Source organism: Pseudomonas sp. 1928-m, assembly GCF_029269135.1.
Lineage (GTDB): Bacteria > Pseudomonadota > Gammaproteobacteria > Pseudomonadales > Pseudomonadaceae > Aquipseudomonas.
The window spans coordinates 24,445-49,314 of sequence record NZ_JARIXO010000004.1; the positions used below are offsets into that span (position 1 = coordinate 24,445).

The 24,870-nt window shown below is 60.6% G+C and carries 22 protein-coding genes; 10 read left to right on the forward strand and 12 right to left on the reverse strand.

All coding sequences use genetic code 11. The features are described from left to right. Positions 1-17 precede the first annotated feature (17 nt). The 7 genes from zapE to P3C18_RS14005 form a co-directional block, all read right to left on the reverse strand. The gene (gene zapE / locus P3C18_RS13975; protein ID WP_275962463.1) at positions 18-1,139 is read right to left on the reverse strand and encodes a cell division protein ZapE; all 1,122 of its coding nucleotides are present in this window, start codon (positions 1,137-1,139) and stop codon (positions 18-20) included. A gap of 73 nt (positions 1,140-1,212) precedes the next feature. Further along, on the reverse strand, positions 1,213-1,866 hold the full coding sequence (locus P3C18_RS13980) for an HAD family hydrolase (RefSeq protein ID WP_160087436.1): 654 nt from the start codon (positions 1,864-1,866) through the stop codon (positions 1,213-1,215). Next, positions 1,866-2,855, reverse strand: a complete 990-nt coding sequence (locus tag P3C18_RS13985; RefSeq protein WP_275962464.1) for an ABC transporter ATP-binding protein — start codon at positions 2,853-2,855, stop codon at positions 1,866-1,868. Before P3C18_RS13985 ends, P3C18_RS13980 begins: the two co-directional genes overlap by 1 nt. Beyond that, on the reverse strand, positions 2,852-3,646 hold the full coding sequence (locus P3C18_RS13990) for an ABC transporter permease subunit (RefSeq protein ID WP_090387003.1): 795 nt from the start codon (positions 3,644-3,646) through the stop codon (positions 2,852-2,854). The genes P3C18_RS13985 and P3C18_RS13990 overlap by 4 nt, the downstream gene beginning before the upstream one ends. After that, complete coding sequence (locus P3C18_RS13995) at positions 3,633-4,472, reverse strand: ABC transporter permease subunit (protein ID WP_275962719.1); 840 nt, start codon at positions 4,470-4,472, stop codon at positions 3,633-3,635. Before P3C18_RS13995 ends, P3C18_RS13990 begins: the two co-directional genes overlap by 14 nt. Continuing rightward, positions 4,472-5,278 (reverse strand): alkaline phosphatase family protein, encoded by an 807-nt coding sequence (locus P3C18_RS14000; protein ID WP_275962465.1) that lies wholly within the window; start codon positions 5,276-5,278, stop codon positions 4,472-4,474. The genes P3C18_RS13995 and P3C18_RS14000 overlap by 1 nt, the downstream gene beginning before the upstream one ends. A gap of 56 nt (positions 5,279-5,334) precedes the next feature. Beyond that, positions 5,335-6,393, reverse strand: coding sequence for an ABC transporter substrate-binding protein (locus P3C18_RS14005; RefSeq protein ID WP_275962467.1), 1,059 nt, complete (start codon positions 6,391-6,393; stop codon positions 5,335-5,337). 342 nt (positions 6,394-6,735) lie between these two features. On the opposite strand from P3C18_RS14005, the gene P3C18_RS14010 reads away from it, so the two are divergent. Then, positions 6,736-7,452, forward strand: coding sequence for a UTRA domain-containing protein (locus P3C18_RS14010; protein ID WP_160015038.1), 717 nt, complete (start codon positions 6,736-6,738; stop codon positions 7,450-7,452). Between the two features lie 173 nt (positions 7,453-7,625). Here the strand turns inward: P3C18_RS14010 and P3C18_RS14015 are convergent, their stop codons facing one another. The 3 genes from P3C18_RS14015 to P3C18_RS14025 form a co-directional block, all read right to left on the reverse strand. Then, complete coding sequence (locus P3C18_RS14015) at positions 7,626-8,915, reverse strand: M18 family aminopeptidase (protein ID WP_275962468.1); 1,290 nt, start codon at positions 8,913-8,915, stop codon at positions 7,626-7,628. 180 nt (positions 8,916-9,095) lie between these two features. Then, positions 9,096-9,821: a 4'-phosphopantetheinyl transferase superfamily protein gene (locus P3C18_RS14020; protein ID WP_275962469.1), complete on the reverse strand. Its 726-nt coding sequence runs from the start codon at positions 9,819-9,821 to the stop codon at positions 9,096-9,098. A gap of 346 nt (positions 9,822-10,167) precedes the next feature. Beyond that, a complete protein-coding gene (locus P3C18_RS14025) occupies positions 10,168-11,166 on the reverse strand; it encodes an alpha/beta hydrolase (protein ID WP_275962470.1) in 999 nt (332 codons plus the stop codon). A gap of 364 nt (positions 11,167-11,530) precedes the next feature. Here P3C18_RS14025 and P3C18_RS14030 point away from each other — a divergent pair, with 364 nt between their 5' ends. From P3C18_RS14030 to P3C18_RS14050, 5 genes are all read left to right on the forward strand, one after another. Then, complete coding sequence (locus P3C18_RS14030) at positions 11,531-12,715, forward strand: MFS transporter (RefSeq protein ID WP_275962471.1); 1,185 nt, start codon at positions 11,531-11,533, stop codon at positions 12,713-12,715. Between the two features lie 107 nt (positions 12,716-12,822). Beyond that, the gene (locus P3C18_RS14035; RefSeq protein ID WP_275962472.1) at positions 12,823-13,428 is read left to right on the forward strand and encodes an outer membrane beta-barrel protein; all 606 of its coding nucleotides are present in this window, start codon (positions 12,823-12,825) and stop codon (positions 13,426-13,428) included. Between the two features lie 63 nt (positions 13,429-13,491). Then, the gene (locus P3C18_RS14040; RefSeq protein ID WP_275962473.1) at positions 13,492-14,169 is read left to right on the forward strand and encodes a response regulator; all 678 of its coding nucleotides are present in this window, start codon (positions 13,492-13,494) and stop codon (positions 14,167-14,169) included. Continuing rightward, positions 14,166-15,548, forward strand: a complete 1,383-nt coding sequence (locus tag P3C18_RS14045; RefSeq protein ID WP_275962474.1) for an ATP-binding protein — start codon at positions 14,166-14,168, stop codon at positions 15,546-15,548. Before P3C18_RS14040 ends, P3C18_RS14045 begins: the two co-directional genes overlap by 4 nt. Positions 15,549-15,693: 145 nt before the next feature. Next, on the forward strand, positions 15,694-16,881 hold the full coding sequence (locus P3C18_RS14050) for a GGDEF domain-containing protein (RefSeq protein ID WP_275962475.1): 1,188 nt from the start codon (positions 15,694-15,696) through the stop codon (positions 16,879-16,881). Between the two features lie 628 nt (positions 16,882-17,509). On the opposite strand, the gene P3C18_RS14055 is transcribed toward P3C18_RS14050, so the two are convergent. Both P3C18_RS14055 and P3C18_RS14060 read right to left on the reverse strand, forming a co-directional pair. Continuing rightward, on the reverse strand, positions 17,510-18,298 hold the full coding sequence (locus tag P3C18_RS14055; protein ID WP_275962476.1) for an FRG domain-containing protein: 789 nt from the start codon (positions 18,296-18,298) through the stop codon (positions 17,510-17,512). A 278-nt stretch (positions 18,299-18,576) separates the two neighbouring features. Then, entirely contained in the window at positions 18,577-19,575 is a 999-nt protein-coding gene (locus P3C18_RS14060) for an AraC family transcriptional regulator (RefSeq protein WP_275962477.1), read from the reverse strand. A 160-nt stretch (positions 19,576-19,735) separates the two neighbouring features. Between P3C18_RS14060 and P3C18_RS14065 the strand changes: the two genes are divergently transcribed. The 4 genes from P3C18_RS14065 to P3C18_RS14080 all read left to right on the forward strand — a co-directional run bounded on the left by P3C18_RS14065 (position 19,736) and on the right by P3C18_RS14080 (position 24,869). Then, complete coding sequence (locus P3C18_RS14065; RefSeq protein WP_275962478.1) at positions 19,736-20,875, forward strand: acyl-CoA dehydrogenase family protein; 1,140 nt, start codon at positions 19,736-19,738, stop codon at positions 20,873-20,875. Positions 20,876-21,255: 380 nt separating this feature from the next. Beyond that, positions 21,256-22,893: an AMP-binding protein gene (locus tag P3C18_RS14070; RefSeq protein ID WP_275962480.1), complete on the forward strand. Its 1,638-nt coding sequence runs from the start codon at positions 21,256-21,258 to the stop codon at positions 22,891-22,893. A 90-nt stretch (positions 22,894-22,983) separates the two neighbouring features. After that, positions 22,984-24,165: a CaiB/BaiF CoA-transferase family protein gene (locus P3C18_RS14075; RefSeq protein WP_275962481.1), complete on the forward strand. Its 1,182-nt coding sequence runs from the start codon at positions 22,984-22,986 to the stop codon at positions 24,163-24,165. Between the two features lie 188 nt (positions 24,166-24,353). Then, positions 24,354-24,869, forward strand: coding sequence for a molybdopterin-dependent oxidoreductase (locus tag P3C18_RS14080; RefSeq protein WP_275962482.1), 516 nt, complete (start codon positions 24,354-24,356; stop codon positions 24,867-24,869). Position 24,870 lies beyond the last annotated feature (1 nt).

Genomic DNA, 24,870 nt, shown 5'->3' on the forward strand with positions numbered 1-24,870 from the left:
CTTAAAGCCCCAAAGCATTACGCGCCAAAGCGCTGGAGCTGCATCTCTTGCAATCGGCTTAGGGTGCGGCGAAAGGCGAAGCTCAGGTAGCCCTCGGTATAGAGTTCGGCCAGCGGCACCTGGGCTTCGAGATACAGCGGCACCTTGCGGTCGTAGCATTCATCCACCAGGGCGATAAAGCGCCGCACGCTGTCATCCTTGACCGACAGGGCCGGCAACTGGCGATCGCCGGCCTGCACCCGCTCGACGCCATCTTCGGTGCCACGGGCGATCTTCGCCGCGCGTTGCGGGCTGCTCAGGTTTGGCACTTCGCTAAGCAGAATGGCCTGGAAGCGGTCGCACAAGGCGATAAAGTCTGGCGCGGCCAAGGGCTGCTCGCACAGATCGGCAAAGTGGCACCAGAGCACGCCGTCGCAGTGGCGTAGGGTCTGCACGCTGCGGTTTCCGAGCGTGAGCGGTTGATCGCTGCTGGGCTTACCTGCGGCCAACTGACTGAAGGTCCGGCTCAGCACGCTGGGCAGTCCAGGCGTGGCGACCCAGTAACGGGTATGCGCGGCGCCTGGGTGCAGGCGATGGTCTTCCTCGCCGTTGATGCTCACCACCTGCATATGCTGTTGCAGAGCGGCCACTGCAGGTAAAAAGCGCTCGCGGTTAAAGCCTTCGGCATACAGCAGTTCGGGCGGCTGGTTGGAAGTGGCCACCAGCACCACGCCCTGTTCGAACATCACCTGAAACAGGCGGCCGAGAATGATCGCATCGCCAATATCGCTGACAAACAGCTCATCGAAGCACAGCACGCGCACCTCTTGGCTCAGCTCCACGGCCAGCGCCTGCAGCGGATCAGGTGTGCCGGTGAGCTGGAACAGGCGCCTATGTACCCAGCGCATAAAGTGGTGGAAGTGCTGACGCCGCGCCGGAACCTTCAGTCCTTTGTAAAAGCTGTCCATCAGCCAGGTCTTGCCACGGCCAACCGGCCCCCACAGATACACCCCGTTGATGGCATGCGCCGTTGTGGCCTGGTGCAAGGCCTGATGACAATCATGCAGGGCTTGGGCGGCCTGCCACTGTGCTGGATCGGATTGAAAGCCATCACAGTCGATGGCCTGCTGATAGGCGACGAGGGGTGAATTGCTGGGCATGAAATCAGGCGCATGGCGGTGAGGTGACGCGTTATAGCCTGTAGACAGGCCTACGCGCCACATCCAGCCTCAATCAGCGCCAGTTAAGGATCGGCCAACCGGCCTGCTGGGCGTGCGCAAGCAGAGTGGGGTCGGGGTTGACCACATAGGGCTTGTCGACCACCTGTAGCAGTGGCAGGTCGTTGCGTGAGTCGGAGTAGAAGTAGGCGCCGTCGAGGACTTCGCCGTGCTCTTGCAGCCAATCACGTAGGCGGGTGACCTTGCCTTCGCGGTAGGTCATCACGCCCTGGGTACGGCCGCTGTAGTGGCCGTGCTGAACTTCCAAGTCGATGGCCAGTACTTCTTCGATCTTCAAGCGCGCGGCAACGGCGCTGACCAGAAAATGCGCCGAGGCGGAAATCACCAGCAGCCGGTCACCGGCGGCGCGGTGGTTGGCCAGGCAGCGGGTGGCGTCGCTGTAGAAAATCGGCTCGATCACGTCTTCGACAAAGGGCTCGACCACGTGGGCGACTTCTTCCGGCGTGCGGCCCACCAGCGGCGACAGGGTAAAGGCCATGTAGTCTTCCATGGCTAGGCTGCCGGCGGCGTATTGGCGCATCAGCTCCTGTTCATGGGCGATAAAACTGTCGGCGTCGGCCCAGCCGAGCTTGACCATTTCCTGGGTCCACAGGCTGGCGCAGTCGCCGCCGATCAGGGTTTCGTCCAGGTCGAAAATTGCCAGGGCCATCAGGCCACCTCACAGATTGCGTTGTCTTCAATGTTCAGGTTGATGCGTTGCCCGCTGGCGTGCAGGTCTGCCGGGGAACGGTTGAGCACGTCCACCAGCAGTTCGACGCCGCGCGCCTCGATGCGGTAACGGATCACGTTGCCGAGCAGGCGATGGSTGCGGATCTGCCCCTCAATGCTGCCCTGGGCGCCAATCTGGATGGCCTCCGGGCGGATTGCCACGCGGCTGTTGACCGGGCGCAGCAGCAGGCGGCTGGCGACATCGGCGTCGAGCAGGTTGTAGTTGCCGATAAACCCGGCAGCAAAGGCATCGGCGGGGGCGGTGTAGAGGGTTTCCGCGTCGCCGCTCTGGACGATTTTGCCGGCGTTCATCAGGAAGATACGGTCGCTCATGACCAGCGCTTCTTCCTGATCATGGGTGACGAAAATGGTGGTCAAGCCCAGCTCCTGCTGGATGCTGCGGATCTGCTCGCGCAGGTGCTTGCGAATCCGCGCATCCAGCGCCGACAGCGGCTCATCGAGCAGCAGCAGGCGCGGGCGGGTGACCAGGGAGCGGGCCAGGGCCACGCGTTGGCACTGGCCGCCGGATAGTTGCTGCGGATAGCGGCCGGCAAAGTCATTCAGCTCGACCAGTTCCAGCACTTCCTTGACCCGCTGCTCGGCTTCGCTGCCTTTGACCTTCTGCATGCGCAGGCCAAAGGAGACGTTCTGCTGCACGGTCATATTGGGGAACAGCGCGTAACTCTGGAACACCATGCCGATGCCGCGCTTTTGCGGGGCAACAGGCACCAGGTCCTCACCGTCGAGCAGAATCTGTCCGCCATTCACTCCGGTTAAGCCGGCGATGCAGCGCAGCAGGGTGGATTTGCCGCAGCCGGACGGGCCAAGCAGGGTGATGAATTCGCCCTTGGCGATCTCGCAGTTGATATCGCTGAAGATTGCGGTATCGCCGTAGCTCTTGTGCAGGCCTTGAATACTCAGATAACTCATGACTTGTCCTTATTCAGGCGGTTGGCCGCCCAGGTCATCAGCAGCACGAACATGAAGTAGGAAATCACCAACGCACTGGTGAAGTGACCGCTGTCGTTGCGCATGTTGTAGAGGTACACCTGCAGGGTTTCATAGCGGCTGCCGACCAGCAGGTTGGCGAACACGAACTCACCGAACAGGAAGCTGAAGGAGAGAAACACCGAGACCATCAAGCCCTTGCGCAGGTTGGGCAGCACCACCATAAAGGCCGCACGCCAGGTGCTGGCGCCGAGCAGGTGGGCGGCGTCCATCAGGTCGCGCAGGTTGATCGCCTGCAGGTTGTTACTGATGGCCCGGTACATAAACGGCAGGGCGATGGTGAAGAAGCAGCCAATCAGAATCCACGGCGTACCGAGGATCGGCAGCGGGCCGCCGGCGAACAGCTGCATCAGGCCGACCGAGGACACCACCGGCGGGATGGCGAACGGCAGCAGGATCAGCACGTTCATCACCGCGTCGAGCTTGGGGAAGTGATAACTGACCACAAACAGCAGCGGCAGAATCAGCACCAGCGACAGCGCAAGCGCCGCCAGGCAGACCAGCAGTGAGCGGCCAAACGCGGCGAGGAAGCGCGCATCGCTCCACAGCGCCAGGTACCACTTGAAGGTCAGGCCGCTGGGCAAAACGCTGGCCGACCAGCTGGTGGAGAACGAGTAGAGCAGGGTGCCGAGCAGCGGCAGCAAGAGGATCAGCAGCAGGCTGTAGACCACCAACTGGTGGAACAGCGGCGAGCGTTTTTCAGCGTGGGACATGGTAGCTCCGGCGCAGCAGCCATTGGTGAACGATGGTGATCAGGGTCATCAAACCAACCAGAATCATCGCCAGGGCACTGGCCATATTCGGGTCGAGGAAGATGTCGCCGGAAACCATGGCGGCAATCCGAATCGGCAGGATATTGAAGTTGCCAGTGGTCAGCGCGTAGACCGTGGCATAAGCGCCGAGGGCGTTGGCCAGCAGAATCACGAAGGTGCCGAGCAGCGCGGGGGTCAGTACTGGCAAGCCTATATGCCGCCAGAACTGCCAGTTGCTCGCGCCGAGCAATTCAGCCGATTCGCGCCAGTCTTCACGCAGGGCGTCGAAGGCCGGGTAGAGCAGCAGCACACCCAATGGAATCTGGAAGTAGGTGTAGAGCACGATCAGGCCGGTTTTCGAGTAGAGGTTGAAATCCTCGATGATCCCCGCCTGCTTGAGCAGGATGGTCAGTGCGCCGTTAAACCCCAGCAGGATGATAAAGGCGAAGGCCAGCGGCACCCCGGAGAAGTTGCTGGTCATGTTGGAAAACGCCATGACGAAGTCGCGCAGCCGGCTATCAACCTGACGCAGCGAGTAGCTGCCGAGAATGGCAATGCTGATGCCGATCAGGCTCGACCAGAACGCCACTTCCAGGCTATGACGCATGGCCTGACGGTAGAACGGCGAGGCGAAGGCCTGCTGGAAGTTGCCCAGGCCCCAGCCCTCGGCAGTGTGCAGGCTATTGCTGGCCACCCAGAGCAGCGGGGCGATCTGAAAAGCGATAAAGAACAGGGCAAAGGGCAGCAGGCACAGCAGCGCCAGCCATTTGCCGCGCAGGGCAGGTATCACGATAAAAGCTCCCGGCAGACAGGTTTGTCGTGGGCCACGCCGAGCAGCTCACAGACTGTGCCGCACAACTCCAGCTGTTTCGGCTGGGCGTTGGGGTTGAGGCTGAAGGCGCTGCCGAGTACCAGCAACGGCACTTCGCGCTCTTCCGGCAGCAGGCCGTTGTGGCTGCGGTCGTTGTTCATGCCGTGGTCGGCGGTCACCAGAATCTGGTAACCGGCGTCGAGCCAGGGCTGGATATATTCGGCCAGCAGCACATCGGCCATGCGCGCGCTGTTGCGGTACTGCGCGCTGTCGAGGCCGTGCTTGTGGCCGGCGTCGTCGATATTCATCGGGTGCACCAGCAGCAGGTTGGGCGCATGGCGCAGGCGCAGGCTTTCCGCGTCGGCGAACAGGTGCGAATCCGGGTAATGGTCGGCGTAGTAGAAGTGGCCGTACTGAATTGGCAGGTTGGCGTCTGCCGTATGACGGTCGCGCGCCGCGTGGAACGGTGAGCGGTTATACAGCTCGCTGACCCAGTGATAGGCCGCCGCAGCGGTAATCAATCCGGCGTCGCGGGCGTAGTGGAACATGCTGCGCTGGGTCGACAGGCGCGCTACATCGTTATTGACGATGCCGCTGTCGATGGGCGCAACACCGGTCAGAATCGCTTCATAGAGCGGGCGTGACAGGGCCGGGAGTTCACAGTCGAGCTTGTACAGCGCGGCGCGTCCAGCCTGGCAGTAAGCCTGCAGATGCCCCAGCGCATGCTGAGCCACCTGATAGCTCAAGCCATCCAGAACCACGAGGATGACGTTGTGCGACATGATTGAAAGCCTTAGCAACCGAATCGGCCCCGGAGTGTATCCGGGGCCAGATTGCATTAGTTCATATTGATGATGACGTGTTCCTGCCACAGGCGCGGCAGCGCTTTGGAAGTGGCTTCCCAGGCAGCAGCATCCTTGATCGGCTGAACCTTGGCGTATTGCTCCTGCGGCAGCAGCTTGGCTTGTACTTCGGCTGGCAGGGTCAGGTGCTCGGCGCGGATCGGCCGGGCGTTGCCTTTAGCCAGGTTGATCTGGCCGGCGTCGCTCAAGATGTACTCACGCGCCAGTTTGGCCGCGTTGGGGTTTTTCGCCCACTTGTTGATGATGGTGCTGTAGCCGGAGATCACCGAACCATCGGAAGGGATCAGCACTTCGAAGCGGCTTGGGTCGATCTGGTCGCGGTAGCTCAGGCCGTTGAAGTCCCATACCACGCCCACTTCCACTTCGCCTTTTTCCAGGGTCTGGATGGTTGGGTTGGCCAGCGACAGGCGACCTTGCTTGGCCAGTTCACCGTAGAAATCCAGCGCCGGTTGCACGTTGCTTTCATTACCGCCCATGGCGATGGCGGCAGCCAGTACGCCGTTTACGGCTTGTGCGGCGGTGCTGACATCGCCGGCAGAGACTTTGTAGGTGCCCTTTTTCAGGTCAGCCCAGGAGCGCGGGATGTCCTTGACCAGTTGCTTGTTGACGATAAAAGCGATGGAGCCGGTGTAGGCGAGCATCCAGTGGCCGTCGGTGTCCTTGGCCCAGGCTGGAATCTGCTCCCAGGTGCTCGGCTTGTAGGGCTGGGTAACACCCTGCTGCACGGCGATGGGGCCGAAGGCCGCACCCACGTCGCCGATATCAGCGGTGGCGTTTTCTTTCTCAGCGGCGAACTTGGCAATTTCCTGGGCCGAGCTCATGTCGGTGTCCATATGCTTCAGGCCATACAGCTTGTTCAGGTCAACCCAGGTGTCCTTCCAGTTGGCCCAGCTGTCCGGCATGCCCACACTGTTCACCGCGCCTTCAGCGCGCGCGGCCTTTTCCAGTGCTTGCAAGTCCGTTTCAGCAGCCATGGCCGAGGTGGCCAGGGCGATGGCTGAGCCCATCAGTGAAGCCAGCAGCAGTTGTTTCATTGGAAACTCCTTTGCGATTGAAGTGCGTGCAGTGAAAAGTTCTGGTCTAGATCAGCAAGACCCAGGCCAATTTAGGCTTGTTAAATGACAGTTTTATGTACGCTGGTCATTTACCGGCTCAAGCCGGGTTGCACAAACTGGCGCACCACTAGCGTAGACCATGAACAAATTCAGTCATGTATGGCCTGCAAGCCAAGTTTTATCAGCTTTTACTGGCGCTGAAAGAAAGTTGTCATGGCGTGGTCATCAAGACTGCTTAAACTTGAAACATGGTTTTTACCGCTGCACTCACAGGTTGATGCCCCGAAATGGGGCTGGACTAGTCCAATTTTGGAGGTCTTGATGCGCGATGAAGCGCCGCGGGCAGTCACAGCAATATGCCGGGCATTGGAAGAACAGATCGAACACGGCCTGTTGCCATCGGGAAGTCAGTTGCCGGCCGAGCGCAAGCTCAGCGAGGTATTCGATACCACGCGCATTACCCTGCGTGAGGCGTTGGGCCAGCTTGAGGCCCAGGGGCTGATCTATCGCGAGGAGCGTCGCGGCTGGTTTGTTTCGCCGCCGCGCGTGGCCTACAACCCGCTGGTGCGCAGCCATTTCCACGCGATGGTGGGCGAGCAGGGCCGGGTGCCTGCTACCGAAGTGCTGAGTGCGCGGCTGATTCCGGCCAGCGCCGAGATCTGCCAGCTACTGGCTTTGCCGGCACTCTCTAGCGTCTACCAGATCCGCCGCGCACGGCGCATCGACGGCCGCCTGGTGCTGTACGTCGAGCACTACCTCAACCCGAATTACTTTGCCGGCATTCTGGATTTCGACCTRACCCGTTCGCTGACCGAACTGTACGCCAGCGAATACGACATTCATTACGGCCGAGTGCGCTTCGACATGGTACCCACGGCGTTGCACAGCGAAGCCGCGTCGGCATTGAAAGTGGCGGTGGGCAGCCCGGCGCTGCGTATCGTGCGGATCAACCGCGACCAGCATGGCCGGTTGATTGATTGCGATCTGGAGTTCTGGCGCCACGACGCCCTGCATGTAAGCGTCGAGGTGCCGGAGTAGGGGGCTTCAACCGCTGCTCGTAGGATGGCGTCGAGCGAAGCGATACCCATCAAGGCATTAGTGGATACACCGCGATGATGGGTTGGCAAAGCTGTAGCCCGGATGAAATCCGGGAATTCCGAGCGCCACTCAAGCAGCACCCGGATTGCACCCGGGCTACCTGTTTATCGGGATCACGGCAGCTCGGCGCTGGCGTAAAACGCCGTCAGCACTTTCACCAGATGCGCCAGGTCATGGCTGCCGGCCAGTTCGCGGATCGAGTGCATGGCGAAGGTCGGCAGGCCGATGTCCACGGTGCGCACGCCCAGCTGGCTGGCGGTGATCGGGCCGATGGTCGAGCCGCATCCCATGTCGCTGCGGGTGACGAAGCTCTGCACCGGCACTTCATTTTCCAGGCATAGGTGACGGAAGAACCCGGCGGTTTCGCTGTTGGTGGCGTAGCGCTGGTTGCTGTTGATCTTGATCACCGGGCCGGCGTTGAGCTTGGGGCCGTGGTTCTGGTCATGCTTGTCGGCATAGTTGGGGTGCACGCCGTGGGCGTTGTCGGCCGAGACCAGCAACGAGCGCTGGATGGTGCGGACGAAGGCGTCGCCGTCCGGCAGCACGCGGCGCAATACCTGTTCGAGCATCGGGCCATCGGCGCCGCAGGCCGAGCAGGAACCGACTTCCTCGTGGTCGGTGCACACCAACACGCAGCTTTCTTCATCCGGCGCTGCCAGTAGCGCCTGCAGACCGGCGTAGCAGGACAGCAGGTTGTCCAGCCGTGCGCCGGCAATAAAGTCGCCATTCAGGCCAATCACCGCCGCGCTCTGGGTGTCGTAGAAGCTGAGCTCGTAATCGAGCACCGCATCGGCGCTGAAGTCGTGTTCGCGGGCCAGTTGATCGGTAATCAGCGCGCGGAAATCGGCCGGCTCATCGCCGGATAGCTGCGCGAGGATCGGCGGTAGCTCGATCTGCTGGTTGATCGCCCAGCCCTGGTTGGCTTCACGGTTAAGGTGAATGGCTAGGTTGGGAATGATCGCAATCGGTTTCTGGAAGTCGATCAGCTGGCTTTCCACCTTGCCGTCGCGGCGGTAGGTCACCCGGCCGGCCAGCGACAGGTCGCGGTCGAACCAGGGCGCCAGCAATGCGCCGCCGTACACCTCAACACCGAGCTGGAAAAAGCCCTGTTGCTGAAGCTCAGGCTGCGGTTTGACCCGCAGACACGGGCTGTCGGTGTGCGCGCCAACCAGGCGGATACCGCCTTCCAGCGGCGCGCGCTTGCCTAGCTTGAAGGCGATGATCGAGGAGTCGTTGCGCGTGACGTAATAGCGGCCGCCGGCCTCGGTGTGCCAGCTGGCGCGCTCGTCCAGGTGCTGAAAACCGGCCGCCTCAAGGCGCTGAGCCAGGCTGGCGGTGGCATGAAAAGGGGTTGGCGAGGCCTTGAGGAACTCGATCAGGCCTTGATTCAAATCTTCGCGCATAGGGCACTCCAGACGGCAATCGGCCGAGTTTAGCGGATTTGCTAAAGGCGCTGTTGTGCCGCAACGCTGCTTGTCAGGCCAATCGCATGGGCGCGAGGTGTTTGTCGCGGCTGAAGCCCCGCCCACGGTTTTGCCTTAGGCGGTCAGAGCAGGCGGCAGCTTCATATTGTCGGAGGCGCTTTAGCGGCGAGCTGTCGCGGCCGCGATGCTGACCAGGCTCAGCAGATAACCGTCGAACTCGGCGAATTGACCTTCCAGCTCACTGCCGGCGGGCCAGTCGGCATGCAGGTCAATCAGCAGACGCATACGCACTTTATTGTCAGCGTCGACGCTGAGCAGTTCGGCATCCTGAAAGTAGAAGTGCTGCAATACCTGCGGGTAGAGCGCCTTGAACAGGCTTTCCTTAAGCGAGAAGGTCAGGCTGATGCGTTGCGCGCGCTGTTCGCTCGGCAAGTCTTCCAGACGGAACAGCTCGGCGGGGGTGAGGATCTCAGCAGCCAGGCGTTCGGCGCGACTGGCCGGCATGATCTGCTCGATATCCAGACCCAGGCCGCGCCAATCTGCGTTATTACCCACCACGGCGCCGGCCCAGCCGCTGCCGTGGGTGATTGAACCGACCATGCCGACTGGCCACTGCGGCGCACGGTCCTCACCGCAGGCCGGCGTGGCAGCTATGCCAGTCAAACGCAGCAAGGCTTCACGCGCACACAGGCGCCCGGCCAGGTATTCGGCTTGGCGTTTGGCCACGCCGCGCACCGGCTCGACCGCGCAGCGGCTGAAGTCTGCTGCATCCAGCAGCTCGGGAGTAAAGCGGGTGCTGATCAGCTGCACCGATGGCAGCGTATGCGGCAGCGGCCAGTGGTCATTCAGCGGGCTGCAGCAGGATGGCAAGTAGGCTGTATTCATCGGCCTATTCTGCCGCGCGGCGCTTTGTACGGCCAGCCGCTGCGGGCGTTTACATTTCTTTGCAAAGCGGCAACAAAGCTAAACGGAGTTGCCCAGGCTTTTTTGCCACACTGCGGCATGCGTTTCTTCGGGGACGCAGGTGAGGTTGTAGCTGGCGCAGGCGTGAGGCTTGTTCCGGCATTTCTCAGAGAATGAGTACGGGAGCCCGTTTGGGCTCCCGTTTTTTTATGGCCTGCCATCCATGGCGGCCACCCTTCGGGCCGTCTCTGCGCGACGTTAAAAATTGCTTCAGGCAATTTTTTATGACCCGCCTTCGATGCTGGCCACCCTACCGGCCGTTGCTGCGCTATTTGCCCACCAGGCTTAAACGTCTACTGCCAGGTATCGGGCTGCGCGCGGCAATGATGCTGCGGTCCAGATCGCCCTTGAGGGTTTCGAACAGGTCGCGGGTAAACACGCGATTACCGATGTACCAGGAGTGATCCTTGCTGCCGAGAAAGCTTTGCGGTTGGTCGCGGGCTTGTAGGGCTTTGTCGCTTAGCAGCAGCTGGTGGTAAGCGGTGCAGTCGACATCGGCTGTCGAGTCCGGCGCGTTATCCGGCAAGCCCACCCGGCCGGCGCGTGGCGCTACGCCTGCGCGTTTGACGTTGGACAGTTTCAGCACGCTGTCGCCAAAGCTGAAGTAGTTGGTCAGGCGCGTGCAGTGACGGTACAGCGAATCGCTGCTGGCATGGCCCTGGCTCAACGATGAGGCCGAGACATCAGAGCCAATAAAGCACAGTTGGCTGATCATCCAACTGTTGTTTTCCAGGCGTGCATCGTCGGCGTCGTCGAAGGCTTCGCGCACCACGTAGGTGCCCATGGAGTGGGCGAGGATATGCGTGTTTACCGCACAATCCGGGGTCTGCTTAGCGGCCAGCAGGGCGATCAGGTCGGTAACCAGCTGCATCGCGCTGAGCTTGGCGTCGTGACGGTCTTCCAGATAACCGACGGTCTTGTTGTCGCTGGGCCAGTCGAACGACACCACAACGCCTTTCCAGCCCAGGGCCTTGAGGTCGCTCTGCAATTGGCGATGGCGTTTAAGTACTTCAGGGGCGCTGTTGTTGTAGCCATGCACGTAAACCAGGATGTCGCCGCGCTCGGCGCCGGTGCGCTCATCCGTGCCCCAGATGGCCTCGGCCAGCAACTGTTGCACCCAGGCCTTGACCCAGATTTCACCCATGCGCCCGTGTTTGGGGATGGGCTCGTCGGCATCCGCAGGCACCAGCAACATATGTGAGGGGCCGGGTTCGGCCTCGAACGCGGCTTGTTTGACACGGCGGGCGCTGACTACAAAGTCGTTCATCGCGAGTACTCCTTGGCTGTTGCACAAGTGGCTCCATGCGCTGCGTCTACGACCTGGCTGGCGTATCTGAGCCGATAAGGCCCAGTCGGCTTGCGTGCCGAAATCACTGGGTGGGCGGCAAGCAACGCTAAGCCGTGGTCGCTACAGCGCCGCTCCCGGTTGCGTCTTTTTTCGCCTGCTAGTCAGGCTAGTTCCACTGCTCAGGTGCAACAAAAAACTGCGGCACGGGGTGATGAACGGCTTTGCCCAGCGAATAGCTGCTCGAACACGCACAACGGCTATGCAAGGCGCGCAAAACCAGTGCCGCTGGCTGCGTGCTAATCTGCCAGAACGGCCGATTTAGAGCCTTTTTGCGAGCCTGCCGATGCCTGCTGTCGATTCCTCTGCGCACCTGATGCGCGGCACTGCCGCCTACCGGCGCGCGACCCTGGCGCTGTTCTGCGCCGGGTTTGCCACCTTTGCCTTGCTCTACTGCGTGCAGCCGCTGTTGCCGCTGCTGGCGGCGCATTTTTCCGTATCGGCGGCAGGCAGCAGCCTGGCGTTATCGCTGACTACCCTGAGCCTGGCCATCTGCCTGCTGGTGTCTGGCGCGCTGGCCGAGAGCTGGGGGCGCAAGCCGGTGATGGTGGCCGCGCTGGGTCTTGCGTCGCTGTTGGGGATTGCCTGCGCGCTGGTGGATAGCTGGGATCATCTGCTCTGGCTGCGCGCCTTGCTTGGCCTGGCCTTGAGCGGATTGCCGGCGCTGGCCATGGCTTATGTTGGCGAGGAGTTCGACCCCGAGGCGCTGCCGGCGGCGATGGGCCTGTATATCGGCGGCACCGCATTGGGCGGCCTGCTCGGGCGGCTGCTGGCTGGCTTGCTCAGTGATCTCGGCGGCTGGCCGCTGGCCTTGGCTGGGATTGCCGGCATGGGTTTGCTGGCGCTGGGGCTGTTTGTCTGGTTGCTGCCACCGTCGCGGCATTTCACCGCGCAGTCGCTGTCGCTACGCGGCCTGCTGCGCAACTTTGCCTTGCACCTGGGTAATGGCGAGTTGCGGCGGTTGTTCCTGCTGGCATTTCTGTTGATGGGCGGCTTTGTCGCGCTGTTCAACTACGTCGGCTTTCGCCTGGCCGCGGCGCCGTTCAACCTGTCGTCCAGCCTGATCGGCCTGCTGTTTACGGTGTATCTGCTGGGCATCGTCAGCGCCGGTTGGGCGGGGCGACTGGTACCGCGCCTGTGCGCGCGCCAGGTGATGCAGGGCGGCATTGGCATCATGCTGCTGGGTGTGGCGCTGTGTGCCACGCCCTGGCTGAGCGCGGCGGTGGCGGGGCTGGCCTTGTTCACCCTGGGCTTCTTTGCCGCCCATGCGGTGGCCAGCGGCCAGGTGGGGCAGCGCGCGCATGGCGCCAAGGCGCAGGCTTCGGCGTTGTACCTGTGCGCCTACTACCTGGGTTCCAGCGTGATTGGCTACGCTGCCGGGTATATCTGGGAGCATGCGGGCTGGCTGCCGATGCTGGCGGTGTTGGCCGCGTTATTTGTCGCTGCGGGAGTTAGTGCACGCAAGTTGTAAGAGGGTCGTTCAGCATTTGTTCAGCAAGGGTTCAGTGGGCGTTCAGCTTGGGGTAGGCAACATGGACCTCGAGTTAAGCAACACCGACTAACCACTGAGGACACACCATGAACCGCACTCTTAGCAAACTGGCCCTGGCTACTTCCCTGACCTTCGCTGCGGCTGCGGCCAATGCCGGCGACAACTTTGTTGGCCTGACCTGGGGTCAGACCGATAACAACATTCAGAAGTCCAGCGCGCTCAACAGCAACCTGAACAACCCCAAGCTCGACAAGGTGATCAACGATACTGGCACCTGGGGCGTGCGTGCCGGTCAGGTCAGCGAGACAAACCGTTACTACATGACCTACGAGAATGTCTCGGACACCGATAGCGGCAACAAGATGCGTCAGCAGAACCTGCTGGGTAGCTACGATGTGTTCCTGCCGATTGGCGACTACAACACCAAGCTGTTCGGCGGCGCTACCGCCGGCCTGGTCAAGTTGGAGCAGGAGAGCAAAGGCTTCAAGCGTGACAGCGATATCGGCTATGCCCTCGGCCTGCAGGCTGGCATTCTGCAAGACATTAACCAGAATGCCTCGATTGAGGCGGGCTACCGCTACCTACGCACCAATGCCAGCACCGAAATGGCGCCACACGGCGCAGGCAAAGCCGGCTCGCTTGACCTGCACAGCAGCGGCCAGCTTTACCTGGGTGCCAACTACAAGTTCTAAACAGCAGGTAGGCCAAAAGGGCCGGGCACAATGCCCGGCCGCTTTATTGGAGGAATTTGCAGGATGAAACTGTTGGTCGTGGAAGATGAAGCGCTGCTGCGTCACCACCTCTATAGCCGGTTGGGCGAGCAGGGCCATGTGGTCGATGCCGTGGCCAATGCCGAAGAAGCGCTGTACCGCGCTGCCGAATACAACCATGACCTGGCGGTGATCGACCTCGGCCTGCCAGGCATGAGCGGGCTGGACCTGATTCGCCAGTTGCGCAGTCAGGACAAGAGCTTCCCCATTCTGATCCTCACCGCCCGTGGCAACTGGCAGGACAAGGTCGAAGGCCTGGCCGCCGGTGCCGACGATTATGTGGTCAAACCCTTTCAATTCGAAGAGCTGGAAGCGCGCCTGAACGCCTTGCTGCGCCGCGCCTCGGGCTTTACCCAGGCGAGTATTGCCGCTGGCCCGCTCGTGCTCGACCTCAACCGTAAACAGGCGCTGCTCGATGGCAAAGCCCTGCAACTGACCGCCTACGAGTACCGCATTCTCGAATACCTGATGCGCCACCAGCAGCAGGTGGTGGCCAAGGAGCGGCTGATCGAGCAGCTCTACCCGGACGACGAAGAGCGCGACCCCAACGTAATCGAAGTGCTGGTCGGCAGGCTGCGCCGCAAGCTTGAAGGCCAGCAGGATTTCAAACCCATCGAAACCGTGCGCGGCCAGGGCTACCTGTTTACCGAGCGCTGCCGATGAGCGATGCCGAGCTGAGCACACCGGCCGCCCGCCGCCGCGGCGAGTCCCTGCGCCTACGGCTGATGCTCGGCACAGCGGTGCTGGCCGTGCTGTTTATGCTGGCGCTGCTGCCGGCCTTGCGCGGCGCTTTTGTGATTGCCCTGGAGCAATCCATCGAAAAACGCCTGGCTTCGGATGCCACTGCCTTGGTCTCGGCGGCGCGCACCGTAGACGGTCGGCTGACCATGCCTGACAAATTGCCGGATGAAGAATTCGACACGCTGGAAGCAAAGCTGCTGGGCTTTATCTACGACCGCCAGGGCACACTGGTCTGGCAGTCGCGCTCGTCGCTGGATGAAAGCGTCAGCTACCGCCCGCGCTACGACGGCCGTGGCCACGAGTTTGTGCGCATCACCGATGCTCAGGGCCGCGAGTTCTTTGTCTACGACGTGGAAATCGACCTGCTGCGTGGGCAGAGCGCGGCCTTCAGCGTGGTCACCATGCAGCCGGCCAGTGATTACCAGGCCATGTACGACGGCTTTATGGGCCAGCTCTACCTCTGGCTCGGCGGCGCGCTGCTGGTGCTGCTCGGGCTGCTGTGGTTCGGTCTGACCTGGGGCTTTCGCAGCCTGCGCGGGCTTAGCGCCGAGCTGGACCAGGTCGAGGCGGGCACCCGCGCCGGCTTGAGTGAGGAGCACCCGCGCGAGCTGCTGCGCCTGACCGGCTCGCTCAACCGCCTGCTGGAAAGTGAACGCCAGCAGCGCGAGCGCTACCGGCATTCGCTGGACGACCTGGCGCACAGCTTGAAAACCCCCTTGGCCGTGCTGCAAAGCGTGGCGGAAGTGATCGACAAGCAGCCGCAGAACCGCGAACAGTCGCAGGTGCTGCAACAGCAGATCGAGCGCATGAGCCAGCAGATTGGCTACCAGCTGCAGCGCGCCAGCCTGCGCAAAAGCGGGCTGATCCGCCATAGCGCGCGTCTGGCTCCCTTGCTCGACACTCTCTGCGGCGCGCTGGACAAGGTCTACCGCGACAAACAGGTGCAAGTGTTGCGCGACTTTGCCGCTGAACAGCACCTGCCGATGGAACGCGGCGCGCTGCTGGAATTGCTCGGCAACCTGCTGGAAAACGCCTACCGTCTGTGCCTCGGACAGGTACGCGTGAGCGTGCGTCAACAGGGCGGTGTGCTTGAGCTTTGCGTGGAAGACGACGGTCCCGGGGTGCCGGCCGATCAGCGCGAACGCATCCTGCGCCGTGGCGAGCGGCTGGATGCCCAGCATCCGGGGCAGGGTATTGGTACGGCGGTGGTCAAGGACATTATCGAAAGCTACGGCGGTGAACTGCTGCTGGAGGATTCGGCGTTGGGCGGCGCGAGTTTTCGGGTGCGGCTGAGCGAGTGAGGCAAACCGGGTGTGGATGCTCAGTGGCACAAGCGCAAAGATGAATTGCGCTATCCCTCGTGCTGGTCGGCTATTGTCAGGTTTAGTGAAACTCCCTTAAACCTTCGCCATAGGCCAGCCCACAAGGCTCGCTGCGAGGTCAGCTATGCCCTCTCAAGCTGAATCAGCCGTTGCCAATCACTACATCGCTGCAGTGCAACCTTTGCCCGTTGGTTTTGCCTTACGCCGCTTTGCGCCTGAGCTTGAGGCCGAATACCGCGATTTTTCTTATCGCAGCTACCAGCAAACCCGGCGTGTGGCCATCTGCTTACTGCTGGTTAGCTTTTTTGCCTTCTTCGCGTTTGATCTGCTGCTGCTCTACAGCGTTGGCGCAAACCCGATAACCCTGCCGGTCATGCTGGTGCGCCTGTGTGCGCTGTTGATCATCATGTTCGGCGCCTATCGCGTGCTGACGCAGCCGGACATTGCCACGGGCTATCGCTGGATACCTATCGGGCTCGGTTGCCTTAGTCTGGGCATGTTGCTGGTGACGTTGATGTATCACCAGGCACTCGAGCAGATGCAACTGCCCTATGGTCTGGAGGGCATGATGCTGATCCAGATAGTGATCTTCGTGCCCATCGGTTACAGCTACCGCAACAGCCTCTGTTTGGGCATTGCCACATTGCTGTGCACCTGTCTGGCATTACAACTGACCACCTCGGTCGAACCACGTATTCAGTACCTGGCCTCGCTGACCTACCTGGTGGTGGCGACCATTGCCGCCGCAACCGCCGGTTACTGCCAGGAACACTCAATGCGCGTGCTGTTCCTAACCAAACGCGACCTGCGAACCATGGCCGATACCGACGGCCTGACCCAACTGTACAACCGCCGCAGCTTTGATCTGTTGTTACAGCGCGCCCTGCAGGAAGCCCAGCGTGAGCAAACGCGCATCGCGTTGATCATGCTCGATCTTGACCATTTCAAGGCCTACAACGATTGCTATGGCCATCCGGCTGGAGACCTTGCCTTGCAGCGCATTGCCGGTGTGCTGGCCAGCCATCCGCGCCGCGATCTGGACTTTGCCGCGCGCCTGGGCGGTGAGGAGTTCGCCCTGGTGCTGCGCAACCCTGACAGCGCCTACCTGGCCAGCACCTGCGAAAGCATCCGCCGTAAAATCTGCGAAGAACTGGCGATTGAGCACCTGAAGAACCCCGCGCAGGTCATGACCGCCAGCCTCGGTGCGAGCTTCAGCAACGCCAGTGATACGACCGCCAGTCTCTACCAACGCGCGGATCTGGCGCTGTATCGGGCCAAGGCAAGTGGCCGAAATCGTGTGGAAATCGATTAAACGGGTGATGTGTTTGGGCCTGGCGCTCGAGTGGCGAGAGCGTTTATAGCGCTACACGCTGGCTATGTGGGAGGGGCTTTAGCCGCGAGCTTTTGCTGTTGTTGGCGGTTCTTGCTCTGGTTCTGCAGCAAGGTCATTAACGTGGTGATTCTGGGTTTTGGTTTCGCCCCTTACGGGCGAGTCACTTTTTCTTGTGTGGCCAAGAAAAAGTAACCAAAAAGAAGGCCACCCCTACATCCGGCCCCGGCTGCGCCGGGGTTCCCTCGTTCCATCACCACTTCAGTGGCCCGCCGCGAAGGGCCATCCCTGGCCCATCGCGGCTCTCGCGACATCCATGTCGCTCAACCCCTTACGCGGCGATTCCACTCGGCCTCCTGAAGGGGATTTTGGCGTCGTCTGTATGGTCGCGATTCAAGAGCAAAAACAAAGAAAAATCAGACGCCGCCGAGCTTGAATTTATGGAAGTCTCGCAAGCTCGCGACCAGGTCCCGTCAGAAACCCGGATGTCGGGTGTGCTTTCTCTTTGGTTACTTTCTCTTTGCACAAGCAAAGAGAAAGTAACTCGCCGTAAGGGCGAAACCGGTAGGAAAGGCGGCGGGGGAAATAAATAGGCCCTGTTCTTATAAGTTCAGTATTTGCTTATGATTAGTTTTGTGTTGCAGAAGTCAGAGGCGCCCATAAGATCTGGGAATAAGGTTGAATAATTAATGTTCATGCGATTTAAATAGCGCAAGCAATCTTGTATGCCGGAGTTTGGTATTGTTATTTTTATTAAGTCCATATACTTTCTTTCCTCTGGGTAGTATTTTCTCACCCATGATTCTAAATCCATGTTGTTTGGCCCTCGCGTAAAAAGTCCGCGCTGGCTGACAAGGCGACTGTTTTCATCGCTCAAAGGTTTGACGATTTTGACAGTTGGCTTTTGGTCGTTAACTAATTCAATGTTTTCGCTATTTTCTATTGTGCTGTTCAAAGTTTTTATAGAGACTTGATTGAGAGCAAATACAGATAAGCTGTTATGTTTTTCTTTGAGTGCATTTGATGCGGCAAAATACAACGCAACAAACGGCGACTCTGTCCAGTCTAGGAGTGGAGTGTGCAGACCGTGATGCTGGCCTAGAGCCCACCAATCATTCTCGGTTTCTAGTAACGAAGGGTTTCTGCCTCTACGACCACGGGTTTCGAATTTAAAGCTCTCAAGATGTGATTCTCTTTTAATGGATTTTGGGTTTTTAATAATTCGATCAAGTGTTGGTTCTAATTTCCATGAGCTATTTCCATGGCCGCGAAAAACAAAGCTATTATAGTTGAGTATTTCTTGGTTTATATAGTCTGAGAAGTATTTCCATGAGCTTAATTTGATTTCATGCATTCCCGGTGACGTCTTGTTTTGCGTCCATCTTGCGGTTCTGGCCATGTGGGTGTCCTTTATGCGTCTATTTTTATTTTGGATGTATAATCAATTTTAGACGTATTGTAGGTGTGGTCTGGGACTTCTTGATGTGTGTTTGTGATATGCCTTTACTATAGGGGTTTAAGAAGTACAGGAAAAATTTCAATTCTTTATCTGTCTTGCTTGAAAGGTTGAATGATCTGTTTCGTTGTGAGGTGGTATATGGTTAATCATAAAAAAGTAACTGGCCAGTCATATGGCCCGAACCATAATAACTAGATTCGCAAACAAATTCGCCAACCTCACCCCTCCTGCGCCCGATAAGCCCCCGGCGTTAGCCCCGTCCATTTCTTAAACGCGCGATGAAAGGCCGACGGTTCGGAAAACCCCAGCTGCTCGGCAATATCCTGAATCGCCAGCTCATCGCGCCCTAGGTGGTAAATCGCCAAGTCCCGGCGCAGGTGATCCTTCAATTCCTGAAAGCTCGAGCCTTCCTCACGCAAATGCCGGCGCAGGGTTTGCGGGCTCATATGCAGTTGCTGGGCAACGGCATCCAGGTCCGGCCAGTTGCTGCAGTCGCGGCCGAGCAGGCGGCGGATTTGGCTGATCAGGCTGTCGCCGCCATCCGGGCGGGCCAGCAGGTCGGCGGGGGAGTGCTGGAGGAATTGCTTGAGGGTGCGTTCATCCTGCAGCAGCGGCATGGCCAGGTAGCGCGCATGGAACAGCAGGCTGGTGCGCCCGGCGGTAAAGCGCCGGGTGCAGGGGAATAGCAGCTCGTATTCGCCGGCGTGGGCGGGTTGGCTGTAGGTGAAGGTGGCTTCTTCCAGGCGGATGCGTTGGCCGATCAGCCAGCTGCCGAGGCGATGCCAGATCACCAGCAGGCTTTCCACCAGAAAGTGGTCGGGGTCCCACAGGGTGGAGTCGTCCACGCTGAGGCGTGCCCAGTCGCCTTCGCGCTGGATGCTGATGGCCGGGGCCTCGGGGAACAGGCTGTAGAACAGCGCGCCACGGCCCAGGGCTTTTTCCAGCGAATGGCAGTGGATGATCGCGTAACACATCATGGCGAAGGTGCCGCGTTTGCTGCGCAGGCGGCCGAAACCCAGGTATTCGTCGTCGAGGCTTTCCCACAACAGTTGCACTAAACGGGCGAACTGTTCGGGGGCGACCCGTGCGCGCGGTTCGTCGAGCAGCGCCGGTTGGATGCTCAGTTGGCGCAGCAGCGGCGTGCAGTCGTGGCCCTGGCGTTCGGCGCCGCGCAAGGCAGCGCGGACAAAGTGGCTGGCGATGGTGCGTTCGCGCATGACGGCTCCTTGAAAGTACGCCGATGGTAGGCAGCTGACTGCGCCGCCGACAAGCCGGTCGAGCGATTGGGTCAATCCAGGCTGAGCGCATGGGTCATTGAGGCGGCGGGGGCGTGGGGCCTAACCTGCTGCACGACTTCAGCTCAGGGAGCACACCCGCATGCAGCGCCTTATTTTCGACACCGAACACAATATGTTTCGCGACGCGTTCGCCGCCTTTCTGAAAAAGGAAGTGGTGCCACATCAGGATGAATGGGAAGCAGCCGGTGTGGTTAGCCGCGAGGTGTGGAAGAAGGCCGGCGACATGGGCTTTCTGCTGCCGTGGGCGGATGAGGAATACGGCGGTGCCGGGCTCAAGGACTTCCGTTATGAGCAGATCATGTGCGAGGAGCTGGCCAAAATTAACGAGCCGGGTTTTATGCTGCCGCTGCACTCGGCGCTGTGCGGCCCCTACATCGCCGAGTACGGCAATGCCGAGCAGAAAGCGCGCTTTATGCCGGGCATCATCAGCGGCGAGCTGATTCTGGCGGTGGCGATGACCGAGCCGAGCGCCGGTTCWGACCTGGCCGGCATGCGCACCAGCGCGGTGGATCAGGGCGATCATTACGTGCTCAACGGTTCCAAGGTGTTTATCTCCAACGGCCTGCTAGCCGATGTGGTGATCGTTGCGGCCAAGACCGACCCGGCCAACAAGCACGCCATGGGCCTGTTCCTGGTCGAACGCGGTATGGAAGGTTTTGAGCGCGGTAAGAACCTGGAAAAGCTTGGCATGAAGAGCCAGGACACCGCCGAGCTGTTCTTCAATAACGTCAAAGTGCCCAAGGCCAACCTGCTGGGCGACGCCAAGGGCGGCTTCTTCTACCTGATGAACATGCTCGCCCAGGAACGCCTGACCAACGCTTGCGGCGCGGTGGCGGCGGCCGAGGCGGCGCTGCAGACCACCATCGATTACGTGAAAGAACGCAAGGCCTTCGACCGGCCGATCTCGCATTTTCAGAACACCCGTTTCAAGCTGGCCGAGATGCGCACGCAGATCGACGTGGCGCAGGTGTTTGTCGACCGCTGCGTAACCGACCACAACGAGAAGAAACTCACCCCGGAAGTGGCCGCCGAGGCCAAGTTGTTCACCACCGAGCTGCTGTGCAAAGTGGTCGATGAGGGTGTGCAACTGCACGGCGGCTGGGGTTATATGTGGGAATACCCAATCTGCAAGATGTACGCGAACGCGCGCATCCAGCGCATCTTTGCCGGCACCTCGGAGATCATGAAAGAGATCATCAGCCGTGGGATGAAGCTTTGAACAACGGGGTTTTACAAAGGCAACGTACCCGTTATGTGTTGAATCGTGCGGGCCTGCCACGATGTCTAGAACGCAGTAATTCGTAGGGTGGGTTAGCCGCATGTCAGCACTGCCAAGCATCACGCCACTCGGGCTGCGGCGTAACCCACCATCGGCGCAACGCGTTCTATCGCCTGGTGGGTTACGCGCCGCGCCGCTATCGCATTTGGATTTTCGAACAGCGTTCAGCGTCGCTAACCCACCCTACATAAGCTGCGTACGACATGTAATTGGGACAACGCACAATATTTAGTTTCCCAGGAGTTAATCCGAGCGAGTACCGGATTGTTGTTCAAGCGCTAACGTTCATGTCTGCAGAACAATAAGAACGAGGGATTGCGATGACCGATCAACTGCCCCTGGAGCGCCTGGCGCTCTGGGTTGAGAAGCGCCCCGATGCGGTCTGGCTCAGCCAGCCGGTTAACGGCCAGTGGCATGACTTCACCTGGGCGCAGGTCGATGACCAGGCGCGGCGCATGGCCACGGCCTTACATGCGCTGGGCTGCGCACCGGGTGATCGGGTCGCGCTGCTGGCGAAGAACTGCGCCGAGTGGATCATCGCTGATATGGCGATTATGCTCGCCGGGCTGATCAGCGTGCCCCTGTATCCGTTGCAGTCGGCCGAGAGCATCGACTACGTGCTGCGCCATTCGCAGTGCAAGGCAATCTTCCTCGGCAAGCTGGATGAGCCGGCCAAGCTGGCGCCGGGCATCCCCGCTGAAGTTATGCGGATCGCCATGCCATATCCGACCATCGAAGCCAGTCACGGTTGGCATGCCTTGCTGGCAGCGCATCAGCCGTTATGCGATGGCCACACTCAGTCGCCGGATGAGCTGCTGAGCATCCTCTATACCTCCGGCACCACCGGCCAGCCCAAGGGCGTGATGCTCTCGGCCAAGGCCTTTGCCATTGCCGGCGGGCGCTCGGTTAAAGAACTGCAGATTACCGAGCAGGATCAGTATTTCTCCTACCTGCCGCTGTCGCACGCCGCCGAGCGCTTTCTGGTGGAGATGACGGCACTGTACAGCGGTGGGCGAATCGCCTTTGTCGAGTCGCTGGAAACCTTTGCCAGTGACCTGCGCCATGTACGGCCCACCGTGTTCTTCTCCGTGCCGCGCCTGTGGACGCGCTTTCAGCAGGGCGTGCTGGAGAAACTGCCGCAGCCCAAGCTGGCGCGGCTGCTGCGCATTCCACTGATTGGCGGCCTGGTCGCGCGCAAGATTCGCAAGGGCTTGGGGCTGGACCGCGCGCGCATTCTGGTCAGCGGTGCGGCGGCGATTCCGCGTGCTTTGCTCGATTGGTATCAGAGCATCGGCATCACCATCTGCGAGGGCTACGGCATGACCGAGCACCTGGCCTATGGCTGTTTCAATCGGCCGGGGCAGGTGCGTTTTGGCACCGTGGGCCGACCGATGCCGGGTAATGAACTGCGTATCGCCGAGAATGGCGAAATTCTCCTGCGTTGCCCGAGCCTGATGCTGGGCTATTACCAGGACCCGGAGAAAACCGCCGAAACCATCACCGATGGCTGGCTGCACACCGGCGACAAGGGCGAGGTGGATGCGGCCGGTTACCTGAAAATCACCGGGCGGGTGAAGGACATCTTCAAGACCAGCAAGGGCAAGTACATCGCCCCGGCACCGATTGAAGGCGAGATCGCCAAGAACCTCTGGGTCGAGCAGGTGTGTCTGATGGGCAGCAATATGGATCAGCCATTGGCGCTGATCGAACTGTCGCCAGCGGCTCGTGAGCAGGCGCGCGAACAGGTGGCGGCTGACCTTGCGCAGACTTTGCAGCAGCTCAATACCCAGCTTGAGGCCCACGAGCGGCTTAGCCACTTTGTACTGGTGCGCGAGGCCTGGACCGTGGACAACGGCTGCATGACCCCGACCATGAAAATCCGCCGCAACGTACTGGAGGCACGCTTTGCCGACCAGCTCAGCGAGCTGGATGCCAAGCAACCGCTGCACTGGCAGTGAGCGCTGTGTCGCCCGGATGTAATCCGGGAATCTGCTGATATTCCCCGGATTGCGTCCGGGCTACGGGATTGAGTTCCCAGAGGAGCTGTTATGCAAGGCCCGCTGTCGTCACTGAAAGTGCTGGATTTCTCCACCCTGTTGCCCGGGCCGTTTGCCTCGCTGCTGCTAGCTGACATGGGCGCCGAGGTGCTGCGGGTCGAGTCGCCTTCGCGCATGGATCTGGTGCGCGTACTGCCGCCGCACGATGGCGGCGTATCGGCCAGCCATGCCTATCTCAATCGCAACAAGCGCTGTATCGCCTTGGACCTAAAACAGGCCGAGGCGGTGGAAATGGTCAAACAGCTGGTGGCCGAGTACGACATTGTGCTGGAGCAGTTCCGCCCTGGGGTGATGGACAAGCTAGGAGTGGGTTATGAAGCGCTGAAGGCGATCAACCCCAGGCTGATCTATGTGTCTATCACCGGCTACGGCCAGAGCGGGCCGTACAAAGACCGCGCCGGCCATGACATCAACTACCTGGCCCTGGCCGGCATTGCCAGTTACACGGGGCGCCGTGAAAGCGGGCCGCTGCCGTTGGGCATCCAGGCGGCGGATATCGCCGGCGGCTCGCTGCATGGGGTGATCGGCCTGCTCGCGGCAGTGATCCAGCGTCAGGTCACGGGGCTTGGCCAGCAGGTGGATATCAGCATGACCGACTGCGCTTTTAGCCTGCACGGCATGGCCGGTGCGGGTTATCTGGCGGCTGGCGTGGAGCCGGCGATGGAAAACCAGGCGCTCAACGGCGGCAGCTTCTACGACTACTACCGCACCCGCGACGGTCGCTGGTTCTCGGTCGGCAGCCTGGAGCCGCAGTTTATGCAGCAGTTCTGCGCCGCCATCGGCCGCCCGGAATTGGCCGCGCGCGGCCTGTCGCAGAAGCCGGAGGATCAGCAGGCGCTCAAGCGTGAGATCGAAATCGAGTTCGAGAAACGCGATTTCGCTGAATGGAGCCAGGTGTTCGCCGGCCTGGATGCCTGCGTGGAGCCCATGCTCAACCTTAGCGAGGCGGTCGAACACCCGCAGATCAAGGCTCGCGGCCTGGTCACCGAGGTGCCGCGTGTGGGCAGTGGCCCACAGGCGCAGATCGCCTGCCCGATCAAGTTTTCCAGCGGCTTGCCCGCGCCCCGGCATATCGGTGCAACCCTGGGCGCGCACACCAGCGAGGTGCTGATAGAGCTGGGCTACAACGCCGAGCAGATCGCCCAGCTCAAGGCGGCCAAAGTGGTAGCCTGATTCAGGCCGGCAGGCATCGCCAAAGTGCTGGCGTTGCCTCTCAAACTCATGCATTAATCGGCACAAACACGGCTGGTGGCGAGCAACTGTTCTACGCTTCGAGAATCATTCGCTGCTCTGCACGAATGGTTGTCATGGACAGTGCTGCTGCCTGCCGTGTCATCTCCGAATAATGGATGTTGAGGGGAATGCCTGTGTCTACCCGCCACTGTCACCTGCAGGCGCTTGCGCTGAGCACATTGCTACTGTTTTCGGGCCTGAGTCTGGCGCTCGACAAGCCCATCGGCCCTGCTGTGCTGAGTATTTCCGGGTTGGTGACACAGCCGAATATGCAGCAGCAAGCCGTGTTCGATATGGCGATGCTGCAAGCCTTGCCGCAGCGCAGTTTCACCACGCAAACCCCCTGGTATGCCGAACCGGCGACGTTCACAGGTCCCTTGCTGCGTGATGTGCTGGACACCGCCGGGGCCAAAGGCGAGGGCATTACCGCGATTGCCCTGAATGACTACCGCACCGAGATTCCCTTCAGCGACGCGATTAAATACGACCTGATTGTGGCCATTCTGATGAATGGCCAGCCCATGCCCGTGCGCGAAAAGGGCCCGCTGTTTCTGGTGTACCCGTTCGATAGCAAAGCCGAGCTGCAGGCTGCGACTTTTTATAATCGCTCGGCCTGGCAACTGCGCGCCCTGCAGATCAAATAGC

What these genes read in the sequence shown, in the direction of transcription:
- zapE (WP_275962463.1), bottom strand. Translation starts at nt 1,139, where the DNA reads ATGCCCAGCAATTCACCCCTCGTCGCCTATCAGCAGGCCATCGACTGT.
- P3C18_RS14005 (WP_275962467.1), bottom strand. Translation starts at nt 6,393, where the DNA reads ATGAAACAACTGCTGCTGGCTTCACTGATGGGCTCAGCCATCGCCCTG.
- P3C18_RS14060 (WP_275962477.1), bottom strand. Translation starts at nt 19,575, where the DNA reads ATGCGCGAACGCACCATCGCCAGCCACTTTGTCCGCGCTGCCTTGCGC.
- P3C18_RS14000 (WP_275962465.1), bottom strand. Translation starts at nt 5,278, where the DNA reads ATGTCGCACAACGTCATCCTCGTGGTTCTGGATGGCTTGAGCTATCAG.
- P3C18_RS14040 (WP_275962473.1), top strand. Translation starts at nt 13,492, where the DNA reads ATGAAACTGTTGGTCGTGGAAGATGAAGCGCTGCTGCGTCACCACCTC.
- P3C18_RS14080 (WP_275962482.1), top strand. Translation starts at nt 24,354, where the DNA reads ATGCCTGTGTCTACCCGCCACTGTCACCTGCAGGCGCTTGCGCTGAGC.
- P3C18_RS14055 (WP_275962476.1), bottom strand. Translation starts at nt 18,298, where the DNA reads ATGGCCAGAACCGCAAGATGGACGCAAAACAAGACGTCACCGGGAATG.
- P3C18_RS14045 (WP_275962474.1), top strand. Translation starts at nt 14,166, where the DNA reads ATGAGCGATGCCGAGCTGAGCACACCGGCCGCCCGCCGCCGCGGCGAG.
- P3C18_RS14020 (WP_275962469.1), bottom strand. Translation starts at nt 9,821, where the DNA reads ATGAATACAGCCTACTTGCCATCCTGCTGCAGCCCGCTGAATGACCAC.
- P3C18_RS14025 (WP_275962470.1), bottom strand. Translation starts at nt 11,166, where the DNA reads ATGAACGACTTTGTAGTCAGCGCCCGCCGTGTCAAACAAGCCGCGTTC.
- P3C18_RS14050 (WP_275962475.1), top strand. Translation starts at nt 15,694, where the DNA reads ATGCCCTCTCAAGCTGAATCAGCCGTTGCCAATCACTACATCGCTGCA.
- P3C18_RS14070 (WP_275962480.1), top strand. Translation starts at nt 21,256, where the DNA reads ATGACCGATCAACTGCCCCTGGAGCGCCTGGCGCTCTGGGTTGAGAAG.
- P3C18_RS14035 (WP_275962472.1), top strand. Translation starts at nt 12,823, where the DNA reads ATGAACCGCACTCTTAGCAAACTGGCCCTGGCTACTTCCCTGACCTTC.
- P3C18_RS13990 (WP_090387003.1), bottom strand. Translation starts at nt 3,646, where the DNA reads ATGTCCCACGCTGAAAAACGCTCGCCGCTGTTCCACCAGTTGGTGGTC.
- P3C18_RS14015 (WP_275962468.1), bottom strand. Translation starts at nt 8,915, where the DNA reads ATGCGCGAAGATTTGAATCAAGGCCTGATCGAGTTCCTCAAGGCCTCG.
- P3C18_RS14030 (WP_275962471.1), top strand. Translation starts at nt 11,531, where the DNA reads ATGCCTGCTGTCGATTCCTCTGCGCACCTGATGCGCGGCACTGCCGCC.
- P3C18_RS13980 (WP_160087436.1), bottom strand. Translation starts at nt 1,866, where the DNA reads ATGGCCCTGGCAATTTTCGACCTGGACGAAACCCTGATCGGCGGCGAC.
- P3C18_RS14075 (WP_275962481.1), top strand. Translation starts at nt 22,984, where the DNA reads ATGCAAGGCCCGCTGTCGTCACTGAAAGTGCTGGATTTCTCCACCCTG.